The 24,869-nt window shown below is 66.0% G+C and carries 23 protein-coding genes and 1 pseudogene; 11 read left to right on the forward strand and 13 right to left on the reverse strand.

Going from position 1 to position 24,869, the window contains the following annotated elements:
- Window positions 1-62: 62 nt before the first annotated feature.
- Together ACIBCK_RS35335 and ACIBCK_RS35340 are read right to left on the reverse strand one after the other, a co-directional pair.
- Window positions 63-497 (reverse strand): GNAT family N-acetyltransferase, encoded by a 435-nt coding sequence (locus tag ACIBCK_RS35335; RefSeq protein ID WP_399396948.1) that lies wholly within the window; start codon window positions 495-497, stop codon window positions 63-65.
- Between the two features lie 537 nt (window positions 498-1,034).
- Window positions 1,035-1,769, reverse strand: a complete 735-nt coding sequence (locus ACIBCK_RS35340) for a hypothetical protein (RefSeq protein WP_399396950.1) — start codon at window positions 1,767-1,769, stop codon at window positions 1,035-1,037.
- 433 nt (window positions 1,770-2,202) lie between these two features.
- Here ACIBCK_RS35340 and ACIBCK_RS35345 point away from each other — a divergent pair.
- Window positions 2,203-2,422 (forward strand): annotated as a pseudogene (locus ACIBCK_RS35345) (transposase); the annotation flags it as partial.
- A gap of 102 nt (window positions 2,423-2,524) precedes the next feature.
- On the opposite strand, the gene ACIBCK_RS35350 reads toward ACIBCK_RS35345, so the two are convergent.
- The 3 genes from ACIBCK_RS35350 to ACIBCK_RS35360 form a co-directional block, all read right to left on the reverse strand.
- Complete coding sequence (locus ACIBCK_RS35350; RefSeq protein WP_399396952.1) at window positions 2,525-2,830, reverse strand: hypothetical protein; 306 nt, start codon at window positions 2,828-2,830, stop codon at window positions 2,525-2,527.
- Window positions 2,831-2,837: 7 nt separating this feature from the next.
- Window positions 2,838-3,224 (reverse strand): MarR family winged helix-turn-helix transcriptional regulator, encoded by a 387-nt coding sequence (locus ACIBCK_RS35355; RefSeq protein WP_399396954.1) that lies wholly within the window; start codon window positions 3,222-3,224, stop codon window positions 2,838-2,840.
- Between the two features lie 167 nt (window positions 3,225-3,391).
- On the reverse strand, window positions 3,392-3,886 hold the full coding sequence (locus ACIBCK_RS35360) for a hypothetical protein (protein ID WP_399396956.1): 495 nt from the start codon (window positions 3,884-3,886) through the stop codon (window positions 3,392-3,394).
- Between the two features lie 486 nt (window positions 3,887-4,372).
- On the opposite strand from ACIBCK_RS35360, the gene ACIBCK_RS35365 reads away from it, so the two are divergent.
- The 3 genes from ACIBCK_RS35365 to ACIBCK_RS35375 all read left to right on the forward strand — a co-directional run bounded on the left by ACIBCK_RS35365 (window position 4,373) and on the right by ACIBCK_RS35375 (window position 8,122).
- Complete coding sequence (locus ACIBCK_RS35365; protein ID WP_399396958.1) at window positions 4,373-4,957, forward strand: YrhB domain-containing protein; 585 nt, start codon at window positions 4,373-4,375, stop codon at window positions 4,955-4,957.
- 724 nt (window positions 4,958-5,681) lie between these two features.
- On the forward strand, window positions 5,682-6,164 hold the full coding sequence (locus tag ACIBCK_RS35370; RefSeq protein WP_399396960.1) for a hypothetical protein: 483 nt from the start codon (window positions 5,682-5,684) through the stop codon (window positions 6,162-6,164).
- Window positions 6,165-6,262: 98 nt separating this feature from the next.
- Window positions 6,263-8,122 carry a YncE family protein gene (locus ACIBCK_RS35375; protein WP_399396961.1) on the forward strand — a complete coding sequence of 620 codons (1,860 nt, stop codon included), beginning with the start codon at window positions 6,263-6,265 and terminating at the stop codon, window positions 8,120-8,122.
- A 175-nt stretch (window positions 8,123-8,297) separates the two neighbouring features.
- Here the strand turns inward: ACIBCK_RS35375 and ACIBCK_RS35380 are convergent, their stop codons facing one another.
- From ACIBCK_RS35380 to ACIBCK_RS35390, 3 genes are all read right to left on the reverse strand, one after another.
- On the reverse strand, window positions 8,298-9,620 hold the full coding sequence (locus ACIBCK_RS35380) for a peptide ligase PGM1-related protein (RefSeq protein ID WP_399396963.1): 1,323 nt from the start codon (window positions 9,618-9,620) through the stop codon (window positions 8,298-8,300).
- Between the two features lie 367 nt (window positions 9,621-9,987).
- Window positions 9,988-11,421 (reverse strand): hypothetical protein, encoded by a 1,434-nt coding sequence (locus tag ACIBCK_RS35385; protein WP_399396965.1) that lies wholly within the window; start codon window positions 11,419-11,421, stop codon window positions 9,988-9,990.
- Window positions 11,422-11,598: 177 nt separating this feature from the next.
- Complete coding sequence (locus ACIBCK_RS35390) at window positions 11,599-11,955, reverse strand: hypothetical protein (protein ID WP_399396967.1); 357 nt, start codon at window positions 11,953-11,955, stop codon at window positions 11,599-11,601.
- Between the two features lie 607 nt (window positions 11,956-12,562).
- Between ACIBCK_RS35390 and ACIBCK_RS35395 the strand changes: the two genes are divergently transcribed.
- Complete coding sequence (locus ACIBCK_RS35395) at window positions 12,563-13,576, forward strand: hypothetical protein (protein WP_399396969.1); 1,014 nt, start codon at window positions 12,563-12,565, stop codon at window positions 13,574-13,576.
- A 591-nt stretch (window positions 13,577-14,167) separates the two neighbouring features.
- On the opposite strand, the gene ACIBCK_RS35400 is transcribed toward ACIBCK_RS35395, so the two are convergent.
- Both ACIBCK_RS35400 and ACIBCK_RS35405 read right to left on the reverse strand, forming a co-directional pair.
- On the reverse strand, window positions 14,168-14,449 hold the full coding sequence (locus ACIBCK_RS35400) for a hypothetical protein (protein WP_399396971.1): 282 nt from the start codon (window positions 14,447-14,449) through the stop codon (window positions 14,168-14,170).
- A 1,127-nt stretch (window positions 14,450-15,576) separates the two neighbouring features.
- Window positions 15,577-15,978, reverse strand: a complete 402-nt coding sequence (locus tag ACIBCK_RS35405; protein ID WP_399396972.1) for a hypothetical protein — start codon at window positions 15,976-15,978, stop codon at window positions 15,577-15,579.
- Window positions 15,979-16,564: 586 nt separating this feature from the next.
- Between ACIBCK_RS35405 and ACIBCK_RS35410 the strand changes: the two genes are divergently transcribed.
- The 5 genes from ACIBCK_RS35410 to ACIBCK_RS35430 all read left to right on the forward strand — a co-directional run bounded on the left by ACIBCK_RS35410 (window position 16,565) and on the right by ACIBCK_RS35430 (window position 21,078).
- Entirely contained in the window at window positions 16,565-17,401 is an 837-nt protein-coding gene (locus ACIBCK_RS35410; RefSeq protein WP_399396974.1) for a DUF4232 domain-containing protein, read from the forward strand.
- A 606-nt stretch (window positions 17,402-18,007) separates the two neighbouring features.
- Window positions 18,008-18,535, forward strand: a complete 528-nt coding sequence (locus tag ACIBCK_RS35415) for a hypothetical protein (protein WP_399396976.1) — start codon at window positions 18,008-18,010, stop codon at window positions 18,533-18,535.
- A 74-nt stretch (window positions 18,536-18,609) separates the two neighbouring features.
- Window positions 18,610-19,281 (forward strand): response regulator, encoded by a 672-nt coding sequence (locus tag ACIBCK_RS35420; RefSeq protein WP_399396977.1) that lies wholly within the window; start codon window positions 18,610-18,612, stop codon window positions 19,279-19,281.
- An 85-nt stretch (window positions 19,282-19,366) separates the two neighbouring features.
- Window positions 19,367-20,530: a sensor histidine kinase gene (locus ACIBCK_RS35425; RefSeq protein WP_399396978.1), complete on the forward strand. Its 1,164-nt coding sequence runs from the start codon at window positions 19,367-19,369 to the stop codon at window positions 20,528-20,530.
- 263 nt (window positions 20,531-20,793) lie between these two features.
- Window positions 20,794-21,078, forward strand: coding sequence for a hypothetical protein (locus ACIBCK_RS35430; protein ID WP_399396980.1), 285 nt, complete (start codon window positions 20,794-20,796; stop codon window positions 21,076-21,078).
- A 103-nt stretch (window positions 21,079-21,181) separates the two neighbouring features.
- On the opposite strand, the gene ACIBCK_RS35435 is transcribed toward ACIBCK_RS35430, so the two are convergent.
- Window positions 21,182-21,361, reverse strand: a complete 180-nt coding sequence (locus tag ACIBCK_RS35435) for a hypothetical protein (RefSeq protein ID WP_399396982.1) — start codon at window positions 21,359-21,361, stop codon at window positions 21,182-21,184.
- Window positions 21,362-21,483: 122 nt separating this feature from the next.
- Window positions 21,484-21,933 (reverse strand): MarR family winged helix-turn-helix transcriptional regulator, encoded by a 450-nt coding sequence (locus ACIBCK_RS35440; protein WP_399396984.1) that lies wholly within the window; start codon window positions 21,931-21,933, stop codon window positions 21,484-21,486.
- Window positions 21,934-22,051: 118 nt separating this feature from the next.
- Here ACIBCK_RS35440 and ACIBCK_RS35445 point away from each other — a divergent pair, with 118 nt between their 5' ends.
- Window positions 22,052-23,302 carry an alpha/beta fold hydrolase gene (locus ACIBCK_RS35445; RefSeq protein ID WP_399396986.1) on the forward strand — a complete coding sequence of 417 codons (1,251 nt, stop codon included), beginning with the start codon at window positions 22,052-22,054 and terminating at the stop codon, window positions 23,300-23,302.
- Between the two features lie 40 nt (window positions 23,303-23,342).
- Here the strand turns inward: ACIBCK_RS35445 and ACIBCK_RS35450 are convergent, their stop codons facing one another.
- Complete coding sequence (locus tag ACIBCK_RS35450; RefSeq protein WP_399396988.1) at window positions 23,343-23,885, reverse strand: serine hydrolase; 543 nt, start codon at window positions 23,883-23,885, stop codon at window positions 23,343-23,345.
- Between the last annotated feature and the right edge of the window lie 984 nt (window positions 23,886-24,869).

Genomic DNA, 24,869 nt, shown 5'->3' on the forward strand with positions numbered 1-24,869 from the left:
GGCGCCCTCCCCGGGCTGTACGACGCCACTGGCATACATACGTACGGTGGACTGCCCTCCGCTCACACCTCGGCGTTCAAAATCATGAAGTTCTCGGGGTTTGGTACTGGGACGAAGCCGGCCTTCGCGTAGACCTCGTGCGCGTCGAGAGTCGACAGAAGGACCCGCTTGAGCCGGTAGGGGGCAAGGTGGTCGCGTACCGCTGCCGCAAGCCAGGTCCCGAGTCCCCTACCGCGGTGGGAAGGCGCGACGTAGACGTCACACAGCCAAGCAAAGGTGGCACGGTCGGTGACCACTCGCGCGTAGGCAGCCTGGTCACCGCTGTCGTCGTAGATGGCGAAGTTCAGTGAGCCACGCATCGACTCTTCGACCGTCTCCCGCGTACGCCCCAGCGCCCAGAACGCGTCCGTCGACAGCCATCGGTGCACCAACTCAACGTCGAGGCGATCCGGGTCTGTAGAGAGTTCGTACCCGTTGTTGTTACCGCTAGCGATCATGGGGCGGCAGCGTATCCGCGCCGCTTGGTTTTTCCAAGTGGCGATCATGCCAGATGAGATCACTTCTTAAGCCGGTCGACGGTGCGTTCACGGCGCTCGTGCTGGCGCCGGGTCAGCGTGATCAGCACTTCGACCAAGCCAAGGGGGGGTGTCCAACTCTCGCTGCCCGTCGGGCGGGACGAGCTGCTCCCAGACGGATGGGCAGCATTTGCCAATCGCCTGGAGTCCTGCGGTCATCGGTGTGGTCATCGGAGCTGCGGAGGGTGGAGCGGATCAGGGCGTGCAGGTTGTACGGCCAGATCCCGTACGGGTTCTCGCGGACGAAGGGCCGCTCGATCAGGCGTGGCGTGTTGGCCTCGCGGTCCAGGCCCGCGCGTCCGTGCCCTCACGCCGCACCGCGGGTACCAACCTGTTGAAGCAACGGGGGCTCAGCCCGGTGAACGGGGTTGTTACGCCGGCTGCGTAGCCGTGATCACAGCAGTCGCGGGTAAATCGTTCCAACACACCTCCTCGCTGTTGGAAAACGGTGTGTGCGGGTCACGGTGCCAGCGCATTGGCCACCCGGGCCAGGCAACCGGCCGACAGTGCAAAGCGGTTGGCAGGGTTGCGGAAGGAGTACTCGCCATCGTTGACGGAGAAGCCGTGCCCGGCTGTCGTCCAGTGCGCGGGGCCCGGAGCCCCTTGATCCTCCAGGAGAACAGCGGCGAGAGGCCCGGGGCCATCCACGCTGGTGCGGGCGCGTAGCGCGTCCGCCAGGCGGTCAACGGCCTCGTCGGGTAGGTCGTCGTCCCCGAACGCCGGCAGGAGGAGCAGCAGGCGGGCGTGCGGATCGGTGGTGCTGCCGCCCAGTAGCGCGTTATCCGCAGCCGCGACGAGCTCGGGCCAGGACACGCCCGGTCCCATGAAGTGCCCGTCGTCGCGGGCGAGGAACTCGGCGTGGTCCCAGTCGGGGTGATGGAGGAGGTAGTCGGTGCCGGTGTCGTCCGTGAAGGTGCGGTAGACCACGTGCAGGCGGTGATCACGGGCGAGCGGAATCGTGAACGTGGGCCACTGGGCCCGTTCCCACAGGCGCCGGTGGAAGTCGCCGGCTGCGTCGTAGTCCGCGCCGAACAGCAGCTTTTCGGCCTCTTCGTTTTGGGTACACGAGGAGAGGTGCCCCAGCCAGAACAGGGGCTCGTCCAAGAGGTCTGTCTGGTGCGTGAGGGGCCCACTGTCGTAACCCGGTATCCGGGCAGGATGCAGATCTGCACTGTTCATCACGGTGGACATCATGCCGCCAGCGACTGTAGAGGGCGACGGTGGTTCTCCAACGCCGGAGGAAGGGCGCTGGGGAACGCTGACTTCAGTGCATGTGGTGAGCCTCATCCGCAGTCAGTTGATTCCATCGGCTCGGTGGCGGCGCCGAGCTGGCGCTCCAGCTCGTGGCGGATCAGGTCGGTGAGCTGGCCGGTGCGCCCCCACGTGACGATCTGTTGGGAGACGTCGCGCAGTTGCCCCGGCCGAAGTGCATCCCCCGCTCGTGTGCAACGCGTTCACACGACGATGTCGGCCCAGATGACGAAGAGTCCGGCAGGTCGGCGTTGACCAGGGGGAGCACGGGGACGACGCACGAGCTCAGGAGATCTTGCAGGCCCTCATCCTGAACGAGTAAATCAACGAGGGCGGCGCGCACGGGACCGTCGACGTGGAGCTCGCCGAACTCGACTCCCGCAGCCCGGCGCTCGGACGCTCCCGGGGCGGCCTGACCAGCAAAATCCACCTGGTCTGCGACGGTGCTGGCCGCCCACTCACCTTCGCCCTCACTGGCGGAAACACCAACGACTGCACCCAGTTCACCGCCGTGATGGAGACCATCCGGGCGCCCCGGGTCGGCCATGGGCGGCCCCCGGGTGCGGCCCGGCCACCTCCTGGGCGACAAGGGCTACAGCTACCCGCTACGGCAAGACCCCCGAGTCGTACCAGGCAGCCGTCACCTTCCGCCTCGCTCCTGATGCGGGTGTGATGCCCGGCCGATCAGCGTCTGGTCCTCAGAGATGGAGTTCGGTCTCCCAGGCTTCGAAGGGTGGCTCGACTCGATAGCTCGGGTCGCAGCACGCCCGTATCCACTGCGCGACCCGGTACTGCGCGTCCCCGTCGTTCAGCACCAGGCCGTCTGCGTCGACTTGCAGCACGTTGCTGTAGATCGCGAAGACCTGCTCCAGCGACGAGCCGGAGTGAAAGACGGTCGAGCGATAGTCGAACCCATCGAGCAACTCAACGTCGATGGTGCCGTTTGCCAAGTAGAAGGCGAACAGCCGAAGCGAAGCGCGCACGTCGACAGAAAGATGCTCCATGCGCGCATCATGCATGACCTCGGCGCCAACTTGCCAAGAGCTTTTGATGGCAGCGCCTAGCACTCTGCTTCGTCGGGTGCGATGACTTCGCGCTGCGCGGTATGTGCGACGCGCGCGAGCAGATTCGCAGCTGCTCGGTGTCCTTGGGGCCGAGGTCGGTCAGGAGGCGTGCTTCGGCGGCGCCGAGGCTGTGCCGTACTTCCGTGAGGCGGGTGTGCCCGGTGTCGGTGATGAGGACCTGGCGGGCGCGCCGGTCGCGTGGGTCCGGCTTGCGGGTCACCAGATTGTGGGCTTCGAGGTCGTCGAGGAGGTGGGTCATCACGGTGCGATCGAGACTGACTTCTTTGGCCAGGGCGAGCTGGGTGGGTGGCTCACTGCCGCCGGTCAGTGCCACCAGGACCAGGTAGCCGCGGGCTCCGCGTACGGATGAAAGGGGGCGGTCCTTGGCGTGACGTCGTCTCCATCAACGGCTGACGAACCGCCTGGTGGTCATCAGTCAAGAGAATGACGTCGGCTGATCCGGGTCGGGTATCCGCGAGAAACACAGTCCATGTCGAGGCTTCATCCGAGCGCGCGCAGGACCAGGCCTGTCTGGCGCGCGATGGCCTGCTGGCACTTTGGATTTCGTCTTTCGTCCGCAACTGTGACTCGCCCGGTCAACTGGGATACCAGGACTGCCTCATAGCAACTGGACAGGCACTCCAGCGCTTGGTCGGCCGACAGGCATTCGTCGGGTGCTTCGAAGAGTCGAACCAGCACCATCAGGAAGGGACCGACTGCTGGCCTGGTGGGGACATCTGGCAGAAGGTCGTAGCGAGCCAGGAAGCCTTGTGCGAAGGCCGCGTCATCCCACCAGCTCGCTGGAGCTTGTGCACGCAGGGCCAGAACGGATTTGACCAGCTCGAGGTGCCGTTGCGGGAAGAAGCGGTCAAACGGCGGCTCGAATAGCGGAATCGCCGAGGCCATCACGTCCAGCACAAGGTCAGCCAGCGTGCTGCTGTCCAGCGCCTCCAGCTGCTCTCCGTACGGCGCGATGTCGTGGTCCCACAGCTCCAACCCAATCCCCCCCCATCGCTCTGCTACCCGTGAACCGTAGCGGGGGACGTTCGTCCCTCACACACGGGGAGCCGCCGCACTTACCTTCCTCTTTATTAGGTTCAAAGAAGACTCCCGCGAATCACCGCGGCACCGGCCGAGTGAGTAGAGGCAAGGATGTGTGGGTGGCGGAGCAACCAAGAACTCCGGGCCCCAGACATCCCAGAGCGCCTCGGAGTTGGGCAGGCCGCGGAAGATCACTGTGGTGCGGAAACAATGTGGCTGGGGCTACTGCCCCAGCCACTGTTCCCCGCCCGCACCGAGATGCGGAGCGGATTGCACCGGTGATCAGGTGCGAGGGCAGCTCGACCACGTAGTGTCCAAACCCGTGGCGCAGTTCGGCGGACTCGGGTGTGGAGGCGTCATCCGCCTGCGGCTGCATGCGTGTGGCTCCGGGCCGTGCGAATTCGCTGGTCTAGGGAGGGGCCCGTACGGGACGCTGCACGCGTGATTGAGCGAGAAGCCGCCGTTCGGGCTGTCGAAGAGCAGCTGGAGCGCGACTATCAAAGGTGGCGGGCTGCGGGTGTGGACTCGCCCCGGATGGCTGTGATCGACGTTGAGGAACACGAGTTGGTGTGGATTGTCTACTGGACCTCCGAGGAGTTCGTACGCACCCGGAACCCGGAGTTCATGCTGGCCGGCAATGGGCCGTACCTGGTCGACCGCGTCGACGGCGGCCTGCACCAGGTCGGCGTCGTCTCTGCGGTAAGCGGAGAGTGGGAGGACGACTACCGAGCCCGGATACGTGGGCTGCCGGTGCGCACCGCAGTAGACGATCTACACGATGCGCTGCGCGGAGTCGCCGCTACGCGCGGACGCATGCACGCTGTGCGGGCACTGCGCCAGAGGCTGCCGGTGCTCTCGCCGGCGCAGGCCATCGAATACGTGAGTGCGTTGCTGGACGGTGAGGCACCCGCGCGCCTCGTGGCCGTCGCCACCAAGGAACTCGTGGAGCCTCTCAACTCGGTACTTGCGGTGGAGACCATTCTGAGCGGGGCGGCGCTCCGAGCCGGCCAGAGACCCGACAGATGACGGGAAAGCCACTCGGCATGCCGATCGCGCATTCGGTCGCGTTCCTCGCACGTAGTAAGGGAGACGTCAGCCCCCGGCGTAGGGGTGGTGGACGCGCTGCATCTGGGTGTCGGTGATGAGGACGCCCGCCACCTTGTCATCGGCGATCTACCGCAGCAGCTCGTCGATGCAGCCACGCCGCCAGGGCTGGCGGGCGGCGAAGAGGCGGCAGTACGTGCGGAATTCAGGGTCAGGACCGTCCTCCGCCAGCAGCACGACGTAGACGCGGCGTGCCTACCTCGCAGGGGGAGATGGCGGGGACCACGCTGCATTCCCTGTTCATCGCGCACGAGTGCACATCGCGACGGGGCCGGCCGACCTCACCCTAGTCGGCGGTGGGCCGCGGCGTTCGCGGTGAATCACTGCTACTGCACGACGGAGTGAGTAACGGGCCGCGTACGCCGCCTCGTTGCGGAATCCTACGGATTGGCGAGGACTCACCCCGCTCTGCAGTTCGACGTCGCCTCGACGCCGCCCGCCCGACGGCCAGCCCGCGGCTGGGTGGGGCCACTTCAGTGCGTCATGCGAGGTAAAACCCCGGCCGAGGGTCAGTTTCGGCCGATATTGCTGCCCGAATAAACGTTACGGCTTTCCCGGGGGCAGGTGCCGGGCGCGAAGAGTGGGGCCGAGCCGGATGGGCGGATTGCCTCACGGGTAGGCAGTAGACGCGATCGAAGGGGAGTCCATGTCTTTCAAAAACATCTTCGAGGGCGGCGGGAGTGAAGCCAAGTCCGCCGAAGATTCCGCTGAAAAGGTGTACGAAAACATCCCGGGCGCCCGGCCCGAACGCCAAGGGGTCGACCCGGAACTGTACGACGGGATTCCGGATGCCGAGCGCGACCCGAAGATTGTCCGTGAGACGTCACCTGAGGCGCTCCGCATCATGAACGGCTTTCTGTCCCCGCTGTTCAAGAGGACCGGGTCGGCGGCCGCCGAACAGCGAGCCACCTGCGAGGACCCCGCGTCAACGGCCGGCATGGCGTCCTCGGCCGAGGGCGAGACGTTCAAGAAGGTGAAGGCGGAGATCAGGGACGAGGACCGGCCGGGGGTCAAGAGTGAGGACCTGCCGAAGATGAGCGAAGAAGAGATGGACGAAATGAGAAGGAAGAACTTCGAAGCGGCCGCGAAAGTCGAAAGGACCGGTGGCGCGCCGACCGAGGGTGAGTGACTGTCACATCGGTAAGTTCCGCGGGAAAGGAAGGGCCCAAAGGAATGGGCGACGCCAAGAAGAACAATGTGAGTACGGCTCACCTAGGCGAACGGTACATGCGTCACCCGCTGACCGGCCGGAACCTGAAAGAGCTCGACGTCGCCACAAAGGCCCCCGCGATCCTGGAGCGGGACAGGGAAAAATTGAAGAGGAAAGCCGAGAAGAAGTCACCGGACGGTGAGGATCGATACGTCCACCCCATCGGGTTCTCCCTGAACAAGGGGCGGTTCCAGGAATTCCCCGAGCGGGAGGCCGCGGCGCACGAGCGCGGATGGACGGCCTACATGACGGTCGGCGTGCCGCTCGTCGAAGAGCGGGCCGACATCGCGCAGCCCCCTGCTGATGTGATCTCCAAGCAGACGTACGTCAACCGGACGGACCCCGTCCCCACGAAGTGGTCGCACACGGTCGAGTTCTCGATCTCGAACACGATCAGCTGGTCGCTCCAGGGTCAGGTGCAGCTCACCTTCGGCGCGAAGGTCACCGCCTCGCTGCAGCAGCAACTGCAAAAGAGCCTGGCGGCGAACCAGTCGCAGAAGACCACCCTGAAGAACAGCAAGGACAACCAGGGCGTCGATTCCGAGTCGCAGTCGCAGTCGACCAGTACGACCACGGCCACGAGCACCGCCACCGGCACCGGTGAGCTGTCGGCACAGCTGATGCTGGGGATCACCGCGTCGGTCAGCGGCTCGCTGACCACCGCGTTCAAGACGTCGTCCACGCTGAGCGGTGAGGTCGGCAGCCGGGTGGACGTCCTGGCCACACAGCGGCGCCAGGTGCGCAGGTTCGACTACGAATTCCCCATCTCCTTCGGCGGGTGGGTCGCGCTGTATTACCCCGAGCCGGTGGAGGTCAAAGAGACGCACCCGGACGGCCCGCAGACCAAGGACCCGAAGTACGCCAAGGTCATCGCGTGGAAGCTCGGCGAGCGCGGCGCGGCCGAGGACACCTTCGACCTGACCGACGAGGGCAGGCCGTTTCTGCAGAGGGGGGAGGCCGAGGTGGTCTCCACTCTCGCCGGGGTCCATGAGGTCTTCGAGCTGGAGAAGCTCGAGTTCGACGGCAAGCTGCACCCCCTTCACAAGAGCGGCGGCGCACAGCCGGCGAGTGCCCACAAGCCTCCCACCACGCTCGCCGTCGGGCTCGGCACAGCCGACGGCCTCGCGCTGGACCGGGCGAACCAGAAGGCGTACGTCACAGACCGGTACAACAGTGGCAGGCTGCTGAAGGTGGACCTCGCCGATGACGGCGACGGCACCGAATGGGTCCTGGCGACGCCGGGCCAGGTCAACGACGTGGCATTGGATCTGCCGGGCAACCAGGCCTACATCGCCGACTACAGCGGCAAGCGCCTCTTTACCGTGGACCTGGCCGACCGCTCCGCCCCTCCGGTCACGATCGCCGAGGGCATGGACGCGTACGGCGTCGCCCTGGATCTGCCGGGCGGTCGGGCCTACGTCACCGACGTGGAGAACAATCACTTGATCGAGTACGGCCTGAACGGTCGCACGGCGCAGCAGCAGCGCACCTGGAACGTACAGAGGGCCGCCGGGGTGGCGCTGGCCGAGGGCAGGGCATACGTCGGTCAGTACGACCTCGGCGGGCTGTACGAGATCGACCTCACGGCGGACGACGCCACTCCACGCACCGTGGCCACGAGTCTTGGGTACAGCGTCCGCGTGGCGCTGGACGGCGCGGGCCACGCGTACGTCTGCGACTCGGCCGGCGGCAAGGTGCACGAGGTCGTCGTGGCCGACGGCGAGGCCAAGGGCCGTCAACGCGTGGTCGCCGACGGCCTGGGCAGCGTCAGCGGCATCGAGCTGGACCGCGACAACGGCCTGATCTACGTCAGCAACCGACAGGGCAACCTGCTGCGGATCTCCGGCGTACTGCGCAGCGCCCCGACACCGACATAGCGCGGCACCGCTCCCTGGCGGGAGCCCGGACGACCGCGTTCAGCCAAACCAGTGCCAACCGTCGTGCGCAGCCAGGACCGGCGGCCCAGGTCGCCCCATCCCTGCGGAAGTTGGGCGTGCCCTCGACATTTGTTCCGGCTTCTGCCGCGGCAGTGTGGGGGCGGGTGTTGCGACGTCACGGTGCGAGGGCTCGGAGGCGGCTCTCTGTTGCCTGGGCGGTTTGTAGATCGGGGGCCAGGACGGCGTATTCGACGGTTCCCGAGTGTCGGGAGTCGTCGGCGGTGATCACTACGCCTTGTTTGGCGGAGGTGGTGAAGGTCAGGGACTGGTCCTCGAGCTTTTTCAGCAGGTGCGGCAGGTCGGGGGCGGGCAGGTCGTTGTGGGTTGTCAGAACGTGGTCGGCTTGCCAGTTGGGGCCCAGCAGTGTGCTGGCAAGGTGGTGCAGGTGCGTGCAGCCGCCGAGCCGGGCGTTGACTTCGTTGAACCACACCTGTCCGTCGGGTGCGACGATGGCGTCGATGTTGACCAGCCCGCGGTAGCCGAAGGCGCGGATGCCTGCGGCCAGCCGCAGGGCGTACTCGATCAGGGTTTCGTGCACGCCTGCGGGGAGGTTGTCGGGTGCGGGCATGATGAAGCCGTTCCATGTCGGTTCCATCAGCATCTCGCCGATGTTCAGCACCTGCGGGGGGTCGGCAGCCGGTTCGGGGCAGAGGATTTCCAGGCAGAACGAGCGGCAGTGCGGGTGGTAGGTCTCGGCGATGACCTGGCCGTAGGGAGCGTGGGTGGCTTCCAGCCCGGTGTGGTCGATGATGGCTTCCCGGTCGTCTTTTCCGGTCAGCGTGTGGGTGCGGCCGGCGCCGAGGGCGGGGATGCGCGGGTCTGTCAGGCAGAGCAGGTTGCCGGTCCCGCCGGAGTTCTTGTCGGCCTTGACGATCACCGCTCCCGTGGGGACGGCCAGCCGCTCCAGGACACGTTCCAGATCATCGCGGGTGGCACAGACCGCACCGTCAGGGACGGGGACGTTCAGGCCGGCGGCCAGGGCGCGGAAGACGGCCTTGCTGTTGAAGAGTTCGGCCCCGCCGGCCGAGTCGAAAGCAGAGACCGCATCCGGGGCCAGGCCGATCGCCCGGGCCAGAGCCGCGATGCCGCGATCTGAGATATAGGCGCGCAGTTCCCAGCCATCGGGCGCGTCCACCAGCGCTTGCAACCGGTCGAGCAGCCCGGAGCGGTGCAGGACATCCTGGCTGAGAACCCGCACAGTTTCGTCCTGCGGGGTCAGCAGGTTCACCTGTGCAGGATCGAAACCCATCAGGGCCCCTACGTGGGCGACGAACGCCGGATCGACTGGCTGCGGCAGCACCAGCACGTCACCGTCCCTCAGTAGCCACACCATCCGCGCGCCGACGACCGGAGTCCCCTCCCGCTCCTTGGGATCGAGCTCGTCGAGACGGTCGACCATGTACTCGCTGTTGCAGTTGGCCACCCATAATCTGCGCACGTCACCCTCATCCGCCGACGCCGGAACAGGTCAATCCTGTCCCGGCCTACCGACGCTGAACCGTCACGGCTCAGGGCCCGCCGGCGGCCGGACTCCTCCTTCAACAGACCGGGGGCTGATTGAGCGAGTCGAATACTCGCCTGCTGGCCCCCCGGGTGTACTCCTGGGCTCGTGGCTCCGCCCGCCCCGGTTCTCCCGCCGTCTTCACGAGTGCCCCGGCTCTAACCGGCTGGATCAAGCAGCAAATCGCTGCGGATCCCGCCCCCACAGCCTGCGGAAAATCCACCCGCTGAGTCAGCTGTTCCGCTCGGTTGCGCCCTGCTTCAGGAGTGCACCTGAAGCACGGACCGGATGTCCGGAGAGGTTTCTACTGGGCATACAGGAAGTGCTGTCCGTCTTCCGTGGTGGCTTTGACGGTCACCTTGCCGGTCAGCCCGCCGCCGTTGAGGGTGAGGGTGTTGCCGTCGAGGGTGGCGCCGTCCTTGCCCGGGACGAGGGGAATGGCGAAGTAGCCCTTTCCGTCCTGGTCGATCTCGCCGACGGTGACCTTGTCGGCGCGGGCCTGTCCGCTGGGGAGCTTGAAGGTGACGCGAGCATCCGGGGTGATGGTGATGGGCAGTTCCTTGGTGGTGTAGAAGCCTTTGCCCTGGACGCTTCCTGAGACGGATTCGACGGGCAGCATCAGGACGCTGTGGCCGCTGTCCTGCACGTTTTTGACGAACGGCTCGATGGAGGGGCGGAGTTCCTGGTTCGTCGTCCGTACGGCCTTATCGATCCCGTCGCGGACCTCATCAGGTGCACTCTGCGCATCGGAGGGGGTAACTCCGTTGAGGAGTTCGGCCAGTGGTGTCGTGGGGTCGGTGGTGAGCTTCTTTTTGAAGTCCTTGCCCTCGGCATCCGCGTTGAGCAGGGCGACCGTACCGATGGCGTACGGTTCGACGCCCTTGGACGCCACGTTCATCGGTTTCAGTGTGTCGGCCAGATGTGCGCGGACCTGTTGCGCGTCGGTGGGCTTGTCCACCTGGGCCATGGCGAGGGTGTACTGCTCGAAGTATTTCGCGGTGCCTTCCAGCAGGTCCGTGGACTGCTGCCCCTTGGCGTCGTCGGGGTAGTCCTTGCGCCACTTCGCGTCCCACCACGCTGCCTGGGAGAGGCGTTGAGCTCTGTTGGCCGGATTCTTCAGGGCGTCCAGGAGCGTGTTGTACACCATCGCCCGGTCGATGCGCGGGCCCGCCTGGAGGGGGTAGAGCTCGGTCCGGTCGCCGTCGCTGCGCTCGTCGAAGGCTTTGAGTGAGGCCCACTGGGGCTTGTTCTGCACGTAGGGGTGGAACTGCTCGTGGCTGGCGAGAGCGAAGGCGTAGCCGGGCTGGGGCGCGGTCAGTCCGGTCGGATCCGGTTTCTGCCCGGCCCCGAGGTCCTTGGGTACGTGGATGATCAGGGACGGTTTGCTGTCCCAGGTGACGACGTCGAAGGATTCCTCGGCAGGCACATCGATCTTCGCCTTGTCCAGCTGGCCGGCCGACACCGGCCGGGTGCCGTCCTTGTTCACCGCGACGATCTTGTTGCCGTCGGTCAGCAGCAGGTTGTGGCCGGAGAAGTCGGCTCCCGGCCACGCCTGCCCGGTGTGCGGCCACGCACGTGCGATGTCCTTCTGCACGCTGGCCACCAGCGCGTCGAACGAGGCCGGTGGGCTTGTGGGCGCGTCGGGGCGCGTAGCGGCCTGAGTCCTGGTGCAGCCTGTCGCGGCTACCGCGAGCAGAGCCAGGGCTATCAGAGGGCGGGCGGGGCGCGAGGCCGGCATGAGACGTCCTAACGTCGGGCGGCGGATACCCGTCCACGATGCGTCCAGCCTCCGTACCCGGCCCAGCCGGTCACCCCTTCGGGTGCGCACTCTGATCCATCCGGACGCCGTCCTCGCCGCCTGCACGGGCAGACGGGCCAAGGTGAGCCCATGCCTGCTGCAGCAGCCCCGTTCCCCTCACCGGCACGCCGCGCGAGCGTCACGCTGTGCCTCACGAGCGCGGTGGCCGCCGCCGCACTGACCGGGTGCGGGACGGAAGACCTCGTCGGCGGGGGAGTCGCCCGCACCGGGGCCTCCCAGGCCGGGAAGATCGCCTTCAAGGACGCCGGACACCCCCATCAACGGGAACTTGTCGTGCTCCAGCGACGACACGTCCGACACCCGCATGGTCATCACTTGCAAGGGCACCACTGACGGCGGGAAGCCTGCCGAGATGACCGCCGACCTGGGCACCGATTCCAAAGTCGTCAGCGGTGACAAACCCAGATTCAGGTGAAGGGCACCAACATCACCGGCACCGTCGACGGCCAGCAAGTCTTCAAAAAGGACTGCATCGGCAACTGCTGATACGGCGCCGAGTCGAGTCCTCACTGATAGACGTGGACGCATGATCGGCCGTCCCCCACCACATCTCAGCCGGCAACGAGCCGAGACTGCCGCAACCCGGCGATTCCAGGCCCGATGTAGCCGGCTCAAAGCCGGGCCGTCGAGTTGCTAGAAGGACGAGGCAAAGAAGAACCTGTTTTGTGCCATTCCGATACTCATGCCCGGTGGCACCGCGCCGGTGATCGCCGATACGAAGGCCACGAAGACATGCTCGCGTGTATTCCGACGACAGTGCACCGTCGTTTCCAGCAAGGACCCGCCGCCCCGCAGAGCGACAACACCCTCCGGCTGGACGTTTCCCGTGCCTGATCAGCGGTTTTGACCTTGCGTCCTCGACCTGCCCCCTGGCAGGTAGGCCCGCGCTGCGGGGCAGTCCCCACCTGTAAATCTGTGGGGCCAGCGGTCCGTCTATTAGCCTTTCGGTCAGGGTGCGTCTGACCTTTTTGCTGACGCGACGTGTCCTTCGAAAACCGTAGCGTTATGGGTGTCGGAGGAAAGGATCAGGCCCTTTCCTCACTTAGAAAGAGGGAATTCCATGATGCGTCACCTGTACTCGCGCCGCACGATCCGTACTACCGCCGTCACCCTCGGTGCTGCCATCGCGCTCGGGGCGCCGGCCGCCGCTTACGCCGCCGCGCAGGACTCCAGCACGGACCACCAGACGGCCGTCACCTCCGTTGCACACGCCGGCAGCCACGGCGTCGACGCCTTCTCCGTCGCCCAGCAGCGCAAGCTGGTCCAGACGCAGAAGCTCGCGGACGGCTCGGTTGGCAAGATTTACAAGGGCGGCGGGAAGTTCGAGGCCGACATCTTCTACCAGGGTAAGAAGATCGGCACGCTCAAGGCCGGAAAGACCGTCCTCAAGCACCACGGCGTCAATTACAGCTTCCATCCTTACAAGGGCAAGCTGTGGGCGGAAAAGGCCGGTAAGGCCAAGCCGAAGAGCGACGAGCAGAAGAAGAGGGACGGGATCACTGACCCGATCCCGAACCCCACCCCGGATGACGGGATCACCGACCCGATCCCCAACCCCACCCCGGATGACGGGATCACTGACCCGATACCGAACCCCACCCCCGACGACGTATCCGGGACTGCCCCCACGGGCCCGGCGGCCGATCTGCCCAGCGCGCTGACAGCGAGCTCGCACACCGCCGCGCCGCACTCGGTGATCACCGTGGCGCAGCAGGGCAAGGCCGGCAAGAAGCTGGTCGCCGTCAAGGGCCTGGTTGACGGCTCGGTCGCCAAGGTCTACAAGACCGGCAAGACCTTCCGCGCGGAGATCACCTCCAAGGGCAAGTCCGTGGGTGTCATCAACGGCCGCGGCACGATCAAGTTCGGTGAGACCGGCGGTCTGGGCGTCGTGAACGTCACGATGACCTCCAACGGCAAGGTCACCTCCTGGCTCAGCAACCCCAAGCCGAAGCCCGGCGCGGGACAGGACGAGCAGCAGAAGGACGACAAGAAGGACGAGCCGATCAAGCCGATCCCGGCCCCGGACGACGACACCGCCCCCACCCCGCTGCCGGAGGCAGGCGCCGCCGCCTAGTGATACTCGCTCGACTCGGAGAGACGCAGCACAGTGCGACGCCCTGCACAACGATGTGCAGGGCGTCGCACTGTGCCACCTGTCCCCACTGCGGCTACGACAGAGCAGGCGGTGACCAGTGCGACAGCTGAACTTCCGTCTTCGCCCCCCTGCCCCGGAGGGGCGAGGCAGTTCCGGGGGTTGAGAAGCGAGCCGTCGTCACAGGCGCCGGTAGCCGTAGCCTTTTCTCCGTGATTGCGCCGTCGGTGTCGAAGACCCCGTCGGGAGCGGACGGCCGGGGCCGCGGACCAGCGGGATGGGTGCCTGGTTGGTGCCGGCACAGGACAGCTACGCCGCCGCATCGTGGAGCGGGAGCGAACTACTGCTGGACCAATGATGGTCAGCGCAACTCTGGCTAGCATGCAAGGAGTTGCAACGAGTTCGAGGTTACGCCGCCGCTGAGTGGCGTGATCATGGCTCGGAGTCATTGACGATCTCCGCGGATGGTGGGAAGGGCTGGGGTTCCCGACCAACCTCGAGTCATCCTTCGTGGGCCTGGTCACGGCTCGATGTGCCGATACGAGGGATCGAGTAGATCGCGCTGACAGATACTCAAAGGCCGGACTGCGTTGTGACGTCGGCGCGGTACTGGTGATCAGCCGCGGTCCTGGGCGCTGTCGTCGGTGATTGCTCGGAACAGCTCGTGAGCCCGCTCGCAGAACGGCTACCGTCAGCCAGCATCCGGGTCTGGAGCTGCTCGGAGCGCAGACCGTCGTAGCGGGCCCGCACCTCAACGGTCACCGCTTGGACCGCGATGTGAAGGTGCTTGCGCGTCTCGCCGCCGTGCGACCACACGCAGACGTAGGTCTGCTCGAGCTGGGACAACGTCTCCATTCACGGCATCCCTTGTCGCGTGCGGCTGGCGGATTGCACAGGATCAGGGAGGACGGCAGGGTCGTTCCGGGCGGGCCTTTCTGCTACGCGTCTGCGATTCGCTCTGCCAACGAGTCGCTGGTCTTGACCGCAGCGCACTGTCTGCGGGCGGGGGAAGAAGCTCAGTACCTTCCGGTACGTCTTGAGGTCGGCGTACAACAAGTGGGGCAACCCGAAGGTGCCGCTTGGTGATTGGCTGGTGACCAACACCTACTTCCTGCCTGAGGAGAAGTCCGACCTTGCACTCCTGAAGGTCGCTACCCGCGAGCCAGAAGGAGACGAAGGGCGAGAAGGGGCGGGGCCTGGGCGGGCCTTGACCCTTCAGGACGTGGCACACGGTTTCCAGCCGGTTCTCAACGGCCGCGGCCAGCACCCGGTTCACGCTGCTCGGCTATCCGGGCGAAGTCGGGTACAGCGGAGAGGAGATGCATCGCTGTGTGGGGTTCTCTCGCCCCGCCCCGGAGGATGAGTCCAGCCTGATCACCGACTATTGCCATGCCTACGGCGGCAAGCAGGACAGCCTCTCGCCGTTACCTTCACGGGCCTCTTTCGAGGTGAACTGCCCCCCCAGTAAAGTACCGATGACTGTGTGTCTCGCTGGGGCAGCGGTTCGTCTCCGCCACTGGAGCTCGGTGTAGAACCTCTGCTCGCCGAAGATGGTGCGCTGCATGATTCCCTTCCTCCAGTCACGTGAACAGCAGCGGGTCATCATCCGCACCAGAACCCCCGCCCAAGGCCCCACGACACTTACCGCATCGGCAAAGGTCCACCCCTCCAGCCTGTACAAAGACACCGCCGGCGCCACCGCTCTCACCCTCAGGGCCACACTCCGCCGCTAGGTTTTGACTCTTGGGCCAGTCGACGTGGGAACAGCCCTCTGCGGGACTCGTCGCATCCGGGACCACCCTCCTATCGGCGGGGTCCTGCGGTGGGAAAGCGTGCGGGCCGGTGTTTGCGCCGCTCCGAGCATGTGAAAGCCCGCAGCGCGCTGTTGCGCTGCGGGCTGGGTCCGATCGCTGGGCCCACTGGAGAAGGTCCACTGCGGACGCTGCGGACGTTCATGCCGCCAGGTCACATGACTCGCCGAGTTAGCCGGCTTCGCCCGAGGCGGGAGCGGGGGTCGGGTCGTCTTCCGGCGTCGGAGAGGGCGTCGGCGTCGGGTTGTCGATGATGTGGGCCTTGGTCCGCCACTTGACGACCTTCCCGTTGCTGTACACCTTGGTGTGGACCATAAACTTTCCATCGAATTCGGTGTACTCCTTCACCACCCGCACCGGACGGGGCTTCTTCTTGCCCTGCCCCTTCTTCTTGCCGACACCGGTAGCCGACTGGGCAGCATCGGCGCTCGGGGCCTTCTGGCTTACGGTGCTCGACGCCGAAGAGGGCGCGGGAGCGGCCATGGATTCGACCGCAGGCACCAGGGACAGACTGCCCAGGGCAGCGACGACGATGCCGGCACGCGTAGCGCGTCGCGTCAGGGTGGAACGCATGATGTTTCCTCTCCTCAGGACCTGCTGGTAATCCGCTTACCAGTCAGGGATGTGTAGGTCTGGTCGTCAGCCGGCCCGCCCCCGTGCCTCCGGACCGACTGACATGTACCAACGTAGGAAACCGGGCACCCCTGCCGCTTCAGCCCTATGGCCATGAAAAGAGCCGGCCAAAAGTACACCCCCGCTCGCACCTCTGCGGGCGCTGGGCCACCGCTCCTCCGCAAAACACGATGACGCGAGGAGTCTTAGCGTGCGAATGGGACGGGTTGGCATTCACCGACGCCCTTCCCACTACACCTGTACTGACATGTGTGTACGCGTACCGGGTAGGGGGCCGCCTATTTTCTGGGGGAGAACTTCAGTACGATCAACGGCCCCTTACTTTCGGCTACTTGCGATGCATGAATACCCAAACTGCTGACCGAGGGTACCCGTACCGGGTATCACATGACTTTGAAGTGTCGGCCCTCGAGGGTGCCGGGATAATGGATCGCGTTCAGGTGACTCTCTGCGGCCCTTGCGGGGAGATCGACAGCTCACCCGTTCGTAGAGATTTCCTTCTCTGTCGGGCACCGGAGGTAATTCCATGAGCAGTCACGCGTGTCACGCACGTACTCGCCCCGTCGTCAGGGCGGCGGCCCTGGCCGCTGTCGCGGGAATCGCGGCGCCGCTGGGCCTCTTCGTGGCCACCGCTCCCGCCTTTGCCACGCCGGCAACCTGCCGTACCAACCAGCTTCAGGCGTCCTGGGACGATTCGGGCACAGCCCGGTCAAGTACGCCGACCGGCAAGCAAGAAACCGCCGTGGTGAAGCTTCGTAACTCCAGTGATGACTCTTGCACGCTCCAGGGGCACCCTGGCGTCTCCCTGACCCAGGGCAAGAGCAGTGAGACACTGCGCGACACCAGCAAGCCCGAGCCGAAGTCAGTGTCCCTGGCCCCGGGCAAGAGCACGACGTTCACGCTCGTCTTCCTCAGTGAGAAGGATGAGCCGAAGCAGGCCATCAAGCCGGAGGCTGCCGTCGTGACGCCGCCCGACAACAAAGCCTCCACCACCCTGTCGTGGAAATGGGGGCCGGTGACCAAGCAAGAAGGGGCTACCCACCCGGGTAACGCAGTGGGGCCCGTCGGAGCGACCGTCGAGGCGGGTTCCGGAAGCTCCGCCAGCAAGCAGATCGACTGCGGCAGCGGATGGAACAATCTGTCCGTTCGCGCCGTCACCTCGCACGGCAAGGATGCGTGTCCTGTCGCACTGAAGGTCTCCACCGCCTACGGCAAAGCCGTAGAAGCCAAGAAGGCCGAGCCAATCACCATCACCGTGAACGACACGGGCTGGAAGTGCCAGCAAAAGCAGGGCGAGCCCAACCCGTACACGGAATGCATCAACACGAAGGAGCCGACCGAGAAGGTGCAGCTGCTCTCCTGAATGAACCAGGGTGTGTTGCCGCTTGCAGGCGCAACACACCCTGGTTACCGCAGCCTTGCTGCGGGGTTCGCTCTTGCAGGGAGAACGAGCAGAACTTGATCCGCACTCTTCGTGAAATGAAGCCTTGCCTCCTTCGACCGCAGCCCCTGGGGCGACGGTGGAGGGCACGGTCTCCTGTCCCAAGAGCGACAAGGAGTCCATCACCGCCAACAGCCAGGCCTTCTCGAGCGGCTCCGTGCAGCTGGACATGATGGGGGAGGGGCGCCAACTTGTATGGCGACGAGACTGTCTATCGCGGCTCTGCCGCTCTGGCCACAAGGCCCCCGAGAAGGCCGGGTACTGCCTGGCAAAGCGGCGGCGCTGGGCGTGGAGGGTACCGCGCAGGTGATGGTCGAGCACGTCGGATACCGAAGCCCTCTGGAATGAAGGTGCGCGGGCGTCAGTCGTTTGGACGAAAACCGCATCATCGCGTCGCTCGGGCAGGCGGAGGTCTTGACCTGCTGAAACGTCATCCCGACTGCCCTGGCGGGTTAGAGGAAACGTCGTTAGGAAGCGCGAGTGAGGGTGCAGGACGACCCACCAGAGGCTGTTCTCAATAGAGCACGAGTGCAGATCACGTTGCCGGGCGGCGCTCAGGAACTGCGCCCCGTACTGCCGGGAGGTCACTGCATCATGGGTTCCATATCTGTCGCCGTCACCGCTGCTGCTGCCGCGGCCATCCTCAGCAGCATCGCTCCGGCGGCGCAGGCCATCGACAGCTCCGCCTGTGGGCAAACCGAGGCCGCTGCTCAGCAGGCTCACCGTGACTACCTGCCGTCGCTGAAGGCGGTCGGGGCGATCGTTGATGGGGGAGGGCACCCCGACCGGACCCAGCGTGACAGCGTGGACCAGCTCAAATCTGAGACCGCATCCCTTTCCGCTCAGGTTGCCCACTGCCCCCACACACGCCAGATGCCCACAGTCACCACACATGCCGGACTGGGCGGCCCAGACCAGGAGCGCTACGGCCCCGCTGTGATTGCCTCCACGGTCGTCGCTCTGGCGGGCGCCTACGGTCCGGCCATGGCCGGCTCCGCGCTTGTCGCGGTGGCGGGGAGTCTGCTTCTGCTCCTGTGGCGGCGAGATCGCTCCTGAACAGTTGCTGAAGCCGCTGTAGCACCCGGCTACCCGCTCACGGGCTGCCGGGCACCCGTCGGAAGTGGGAGCGGATGCCGATCACAGTGGTCATCGCGGACGACCAGGAGATGGTCCGCAGAGGATTCCGGATGATCCTGGAGGCGACCCCCGGAATCGAAGTGCTCGCCGATGTCGCAGACGGCCAAGAAGCGCTGGAGGCCGCGCGCGTCCTAGCGCCCGACATCATGCTTCTGGACATCCGCATGCCGGGAATGGACGGACTCGAAGTCAATCGGCGCCTGCGCCGGGCAGACCCGAACAAGGGCAATGAGTGTCAGTCGCCGAAGGTCGTCATCATCACCACGTTCAATGACGACGAATATGTGCGCACGGCACTGCGCGACGGCGTCTCCGGTTTCCTCCTCAAAGACTCCAGTCCCGCCCTGCTCGTCGAAGCGGTCCATGCGGCGGCCGCAGGCGACTCCCTGATCTCACCAGCCATCACCGTGCGCCTGCTCGAGCAGATGACGCAGCAGCCCGGTGCACTCCGGGCGTCTCAGCCTGCCGAACCACTTACACCGCGAGAGATGGAGGTCGTCCGCCGCTTGGCCCGTGGCCGCACCAACGCGGAGATAGCCCAGGACCTCTTCCTGTCCGTATCCACCGTCAAAGCCCACCTCGCCCACATTCAGACCAAGCTCGACGTACGCAACCGCGTAGAAATCGCCGTCTGGGCATGGGAGGCGGGCCTGTGCACCGATTGACACACCCGCCCGGTCCCACGCGCGCTCCCGCATGTCCCGCCTTCACACGCCCCAACGAGCAGAAGGCTTTGGCCTGGTGCAGCACATGACGCTGGTGGAACGCTTCTCACGCCTCCCGGCCCGCAACCCCAGGGTGATGATCGCCTCGGGGATCGTCTTGTTCGGCCTCATCACCATCGATGCGGTCTTCCTCGAGAGGCTGCCCTCGGCGGAACTCGTCATCGCCATCGGCTCATCGATCGTGTGCAGCCTGTGTGCCATCCCCGGCACTCCCGTCCCGCTCGCCGTGCGCGGCTCGGTCGCCGTCGTCGTCTCGTGGGGCGTCACGTTGTACTTCCTCGCCGGGACCGATGAGATCGGGGTATGGGGGATCGGGGAAATCGCGGCTCTTCTGCTCCTGTTGTGCAGTGTCTGCTGGCGGGCCTCGGACCGTACCGCCACCATCTTGGCGCCCGCGTTAGCGCTCGCCTGCATGGCCGTGCCGACACGTGATGCCAATCCTCAGGAGTGGACCCTTGCCATCTCGCTCATCACTCTGATCGTCGCGACGTTCTCGCTCCTTCTGCGGGCACAGAGACAACGACGTTTCCGTGATCTCGCCGAAACGCGCTCCGTCGAACGCAGGGCCCTGGCCCGTGAGTTGCACGATGTGGTTGCTCATCACATCACCGGCATCGTCGTCCAGGCGAAGGCAATCCGATTCGTAGGCCCACAGGGCCGAATACCGGATGACGCTCTGGAACGCATCGAGACGGAAGCCGCCGAAGCGCTGAATGCGATGAAACGGCTTGTGGCCGTCATGCGCCGGGCCGGCGACCACGAAGAGTCAGGCCCTCTCGCACCCACAGGACTCGGCGACCTACCTCAGATGGCACGGGATTTCGCCCGCACCGGGCCACCGGTGAAACTCGACATCGCCCCCGGTGTCGAGGCACGGCTTCCGGCTGACGTCCGCGCAGGGATCCACCGCATCGTCCGCGAGGCGCTGACCAACATCCGCAAACACGCGGCCGACGCCGCCCTCGTGCGCATCTCACTGCACGAGCTCCCCACCGGGATCGAACTGAAAGTGATCAACGACGGCCACCGCGCCGCCGGCCTTCCGCCTCGCGCCCGCGGCGGGGGATTCGGGCTGGAAGGCATGCGCGAGAGGGCAGCCGCAATGGACGGCCGTCTGGACGCCGGCCCCACCCATGAAGGCGGCTGGCAGGTACAGGCCCTCCTTCCCCTGAGCCCTCCTGGCAACTGATCCCGGCTCGCTCTGACGCACTCCCCACCCGTAGAGCAAACGCTGAAAAGCGGCCCATCGTGCTTTCGGTCAAGCCGACACAGGCTTTCCAGCCGCTGCCACAAACCACCTGCGAGGCCCATCTTTGTGAGACCTGAGAAGGAGGACGCCGCGCGTACGGCTGTACGTCGGGTCCTCCGCTCCGAGGTTCACGCCCGCGGTCTGATCGACTGGCAGCACGCGCGAATCCAACTTCCCGCCCAGGTGTGGGGGTTACCCGCTCGTTGCCCCATCACCGCCGACTCGCCGACGAGACACCCGACATCAGCGAGGCAGCGGCCCGGAAGCGCGCGCTGCGCACCGGGCTTCGCGCCACCGAGCGCCAGGTTGAGGCGATCGAGGCGTACGCGGTGCAGTCGGCCGAGGCTGACGCCCGGTTGCGTGTAGTGCAGCAGATTGAGCGACTCGAGAAGGGCGGCGGCGAGCTGTTCGATTTCCTGGCCTCCATCGCGCGCGCTGAGGTCGCCATCGAGGGACTGGACGAGATGCCCGGGGAGCGTCTGCGGTAGCTGGCCGGTTCACCACGACCTTGATCGGCGCGAAGGAGGCCGCAGCACAGGCCTTGCCCACTGCCTCGTCCCACCCCATCGGGACCTCATGACCGGATCACTGTCACGCTGCTGCTGCGGTGATCCACCCGAGGAGCAAGGCGAGCGGCATTCCCACGAGGCCGGCCGCCACCAGCCATCCCATTTTCGGAGAGGTCTTCGAGGCGATCATTACGCAGAACAGTGAAGCCAGCACGACGTAGAAGAACAGGGGTATAGAGAGGATGAGGAGGCCGGCGCCCATAGTGGATCTCCCTTGCTGTACTGGTCGGAGCCGCCGGAAACAGCGCCGAGGCCGACATTGGTGTAGCAGGTTCGGTTAGGACGGATTCGGCTACATCGCCGCGATGCCTGCGCTTGCGCTGGTCACGGGGTCACGTCGTGATCGCGGGCGATCCGCTCGACGGTCTCCAGCAGGTCCCGCAGCTGATCTTGTTGCTCAGCGGAGAGGCGTTCACGCAGACGTCGTTCCAGTGCGATGACCTGGCGGTCGGCTCGCTCGAGGACGGACTGCCCCTCAGGGGTTACGTGTGCTTCGCGCACATGCCGGTGGGTGGCGTGGCGAGACCGTTCGATCCAGCCCTCCCTCTCAAGTTTGGTCACGGTTTCGTTCATCGACTGGGAGCTGACGAAGCAGCGGCGTGCCAGCTCGGCGCTGGTGATGCCGGGCGTCTCGGTCAGCAGGATCATCACGTTGTACTGCGCCATCGTCATGCCTGCCTCGCGTACTGCCGCACTCTTGGCTGCCTGGGTGGCGTGCTCGGCTCTTTTCACGGCGGTGAGCAGGCGGCGTTGCGGCGCGAAGTCGGGATCCATGCGGCCGATCATACGTTCCTGACTACTATCAGGTAGCCTGATATGTAGCAGGGTTCTTGCTGAAGCAGCGGGATCCTGCGCACGCACGTGATGTACCCGCTCGACAGGAGCCCCTCTCTTGAATACCTCCGCAGCCATTTCGCGTCCGCAAGACATCGTCGATTCCTTCCTAAAGGCGTTCTGGGCCGGCGAATACGACGACGCCGCCGCCTTGGTCGCCGAGGACGCTGTCTGGCATGTCGACGGCGATCCTGGGGTTCCGCCCACTGGGCTGCGGCACGGCCGCCACCGGGTGAGGCAGTGGATGGACGTCTTTCCAGGCGCGTTCGAGCCGCGCGGCGGGTCGGTACTCACCACGATGGCCCAAGGCGACGACGTCCTGGTGTGCGGCCGCTTCCACTTCTTGGTCCGGCCGACCGGCAAGGTGGTCCAGGGCGACTACGTGATGCGCTTCACGGTCCGTGGCCAGCTCATCGCCCGCTACCAGATGTTCGAAGACTCTCTAGCTCTTGCCAGCGCCTTCGACGTCCTTCCCACCCAGCCTCTTCAGCCCGCTGCGCAGCGCATCCGGGTGAACGACACCGTCTACGGCTACGACGACACCGGCGACGGACCTGCCGTCATGTTCCTGCACGGCCTGTTCGGCGACCGAACCATGTTCCAGCACCAGGTGGCGGCGCTGCGGCCCACGCACCGCTGCGTCGTATTGGACATGCCGGGACACGGCGCCTCGGCTGTCACGGCGCAGGGTTGGAGTTTGGAGGACATCGCCGCTGACCTTGCCCTGTTGATCGAGGAGAAGAACTGGGGACCGCTGGCGGTCGTAGGTCACTCCCAGGGCGGCACGGTCGCCATGTTGCTGGCTGCTCACCGGCCCGACCTGGTAAAGCAGGTGGCCCTGGTCAACTCCAGCGCACGTCCCGAACCTGAGGAGCGACACGACCTGTGGCGCCAGCGCCGCTCGGTGCTCAGCACCGGTTCCGGTGAACAGCAGCATGCCCTGATGCGCGAGATCCAGAAGAACGTGACGAGCGCCCGGTGGCGCACCAACCACCCAGCACCCGCGGCTGACGAGCTCCACGTCATGACCAGCCAAGACCCCCTGGCCATGGGACATGCCCTGGAGGCGGCCGTACTGGAACGCCGCGACGTCCGCCATCTCTTGCCCGCCGTCCAGGCCCGCACCCTGGTCCTTGCCGGTGCGGAAGACCACGCCATGCCGCCGGCCCTGTCGGAGGAAATCGCCACCCTGGTCGACGACTCGGACTTCGTCGTGCTTCCGGATGTCGCCCACCATGCCCCCGCCGAAGCACCCCAGGAGGTCACTCACTGCCTCCAGCGACTCCTCGACGGAGCGGACGCGAAGTAGGCACCGCCGCAATCGCGCAGGGCTGCCGTCTGCGCCTTCATCAGTCCCTTGCCTCGCGGGACGGCGGCTCACCCTTCAGGTCCGCGCCGAGGTCGTAGACATTGACGGCGAGGACCAGCTGTCGCTCACCGTTGGCGGTGGTGAGGGCCACGCTGGTGAAGCCGGGTCCGCCGCCCTCGGTCGTCCAAGCACTGACCGGCTCGGTATCCGGCTCCGAGCCGCATGGCACGTCCATGCGCTGCACGCCACGTCTTCGATCACCAGACCGGCAAGCAGGTAGTTGGTATTGGAGTACGTTCAGCCGCCGCCGGGCTCGAAGAGCGGCTTGTGCCGGACGGTGCGGGCGATCACCTCCTGCGGGGGTGTAGACGTAACCCCATTCGTGGCGCTCCAGGTTGGGCGCGAAGAACTCCGGCTCGGTGGTGGGGTCGTAGATGCCCGATGTGTGGTTGAGCGGTTGCCGGATGGGGATGGCCCTGCCAGCGTTGCCGTTTCCCTGGACCACGCCGGGCAGCCACTTCTCCAGGCTGTCGTCGAGCGAAAGCCGACCTTCGGCCTCCAGCTGAAGAAGCTCCGTCGACACAAATGACTTGGTGTTACTGGCAATCCGGAACCGCTGCAGGCCGGGCTCGCTCGCCGCTCGCCGTCTCCGCGAGCCCGGCCGCCATCCGTGACTCCCGCTCTCCGTGCCTGGCATACGCCACGACACCCGGGAATCCGTCTGCGACCGTCTGCTCGATGGCCTCCTTGAGGCCGACGGGCGGCGAGGCCGACGCCCGCTCCGCCGGGGCCGCCAGGTAGATCCCTGATACCGCTACCGCGTAATCCCCGCGCTCAGCGCTGCGGCCCCCGCAGGTGCCTTCACTGATTGCTCCTGCTCCTGCTTCTGTTGCCTGTGCCGTTCCTGCGCCAGCGTGCCGGGCCGCCGCGCCAGTCGCCCATCCTGCTGACGCCCGGGCTGATACGGGGCATCCCCCATCCCTCACCGTCCTGCTCCCTCGCTCAGTCTGTGCATGGCGAGGTCCTGACCAACGTTGGCGAGACTCGGACGGGGCCAACCGGACCGTCATCCCGACGAACTACAGGAGGGCGACAAGGCGTCGACGACCTGCCCGTACGAAGCGTGCCCGCGGCCGTAGTTGACGACTGAGCGTAGAGAACTCAATGATCACGGGGACCCGGGCCCGCTGGTTCCCGCCCACCCCCTCGGACGCCTGATGCCGGTCGGTCTGAGCCCTCCCGCACGCCTGCGCGGCGAGAGGCAAGAGACGTCATCTCGCCGGGTCCAGGTTCTCGATCGCGCAGCCTTTCAGCGGCGCGGGTGCACCCCGCGGCCCTGCCTGTGCTCGGTTGTGCCGTGACACGCCATCTGCCCGTTCGGCGGCCCTCACCCGCTCGGGGGCGTCGCTTCGCTGCAACTTTTAATCCCTGTGGATGCCAGGGCTTCACTGTCAGTGCACACAGGAAATCTATCGTGGCGGAGGTAGACATGTGGGGGTTGCTGGGGTTAGTGTCTTGTCCGTAGCCAAGAGGTCGAGCAGGCCCGGCAGGGATGAACTGCCGGGGG

It is taken from the genome of Streptomyces sp. NPDC051218, assembly GCF_044455475.1.
Lineage (GTDB): Bacteria > Actinomycetota > Actinomycetes > Streptomycetales > Streptomycetaceae > Streptomyces.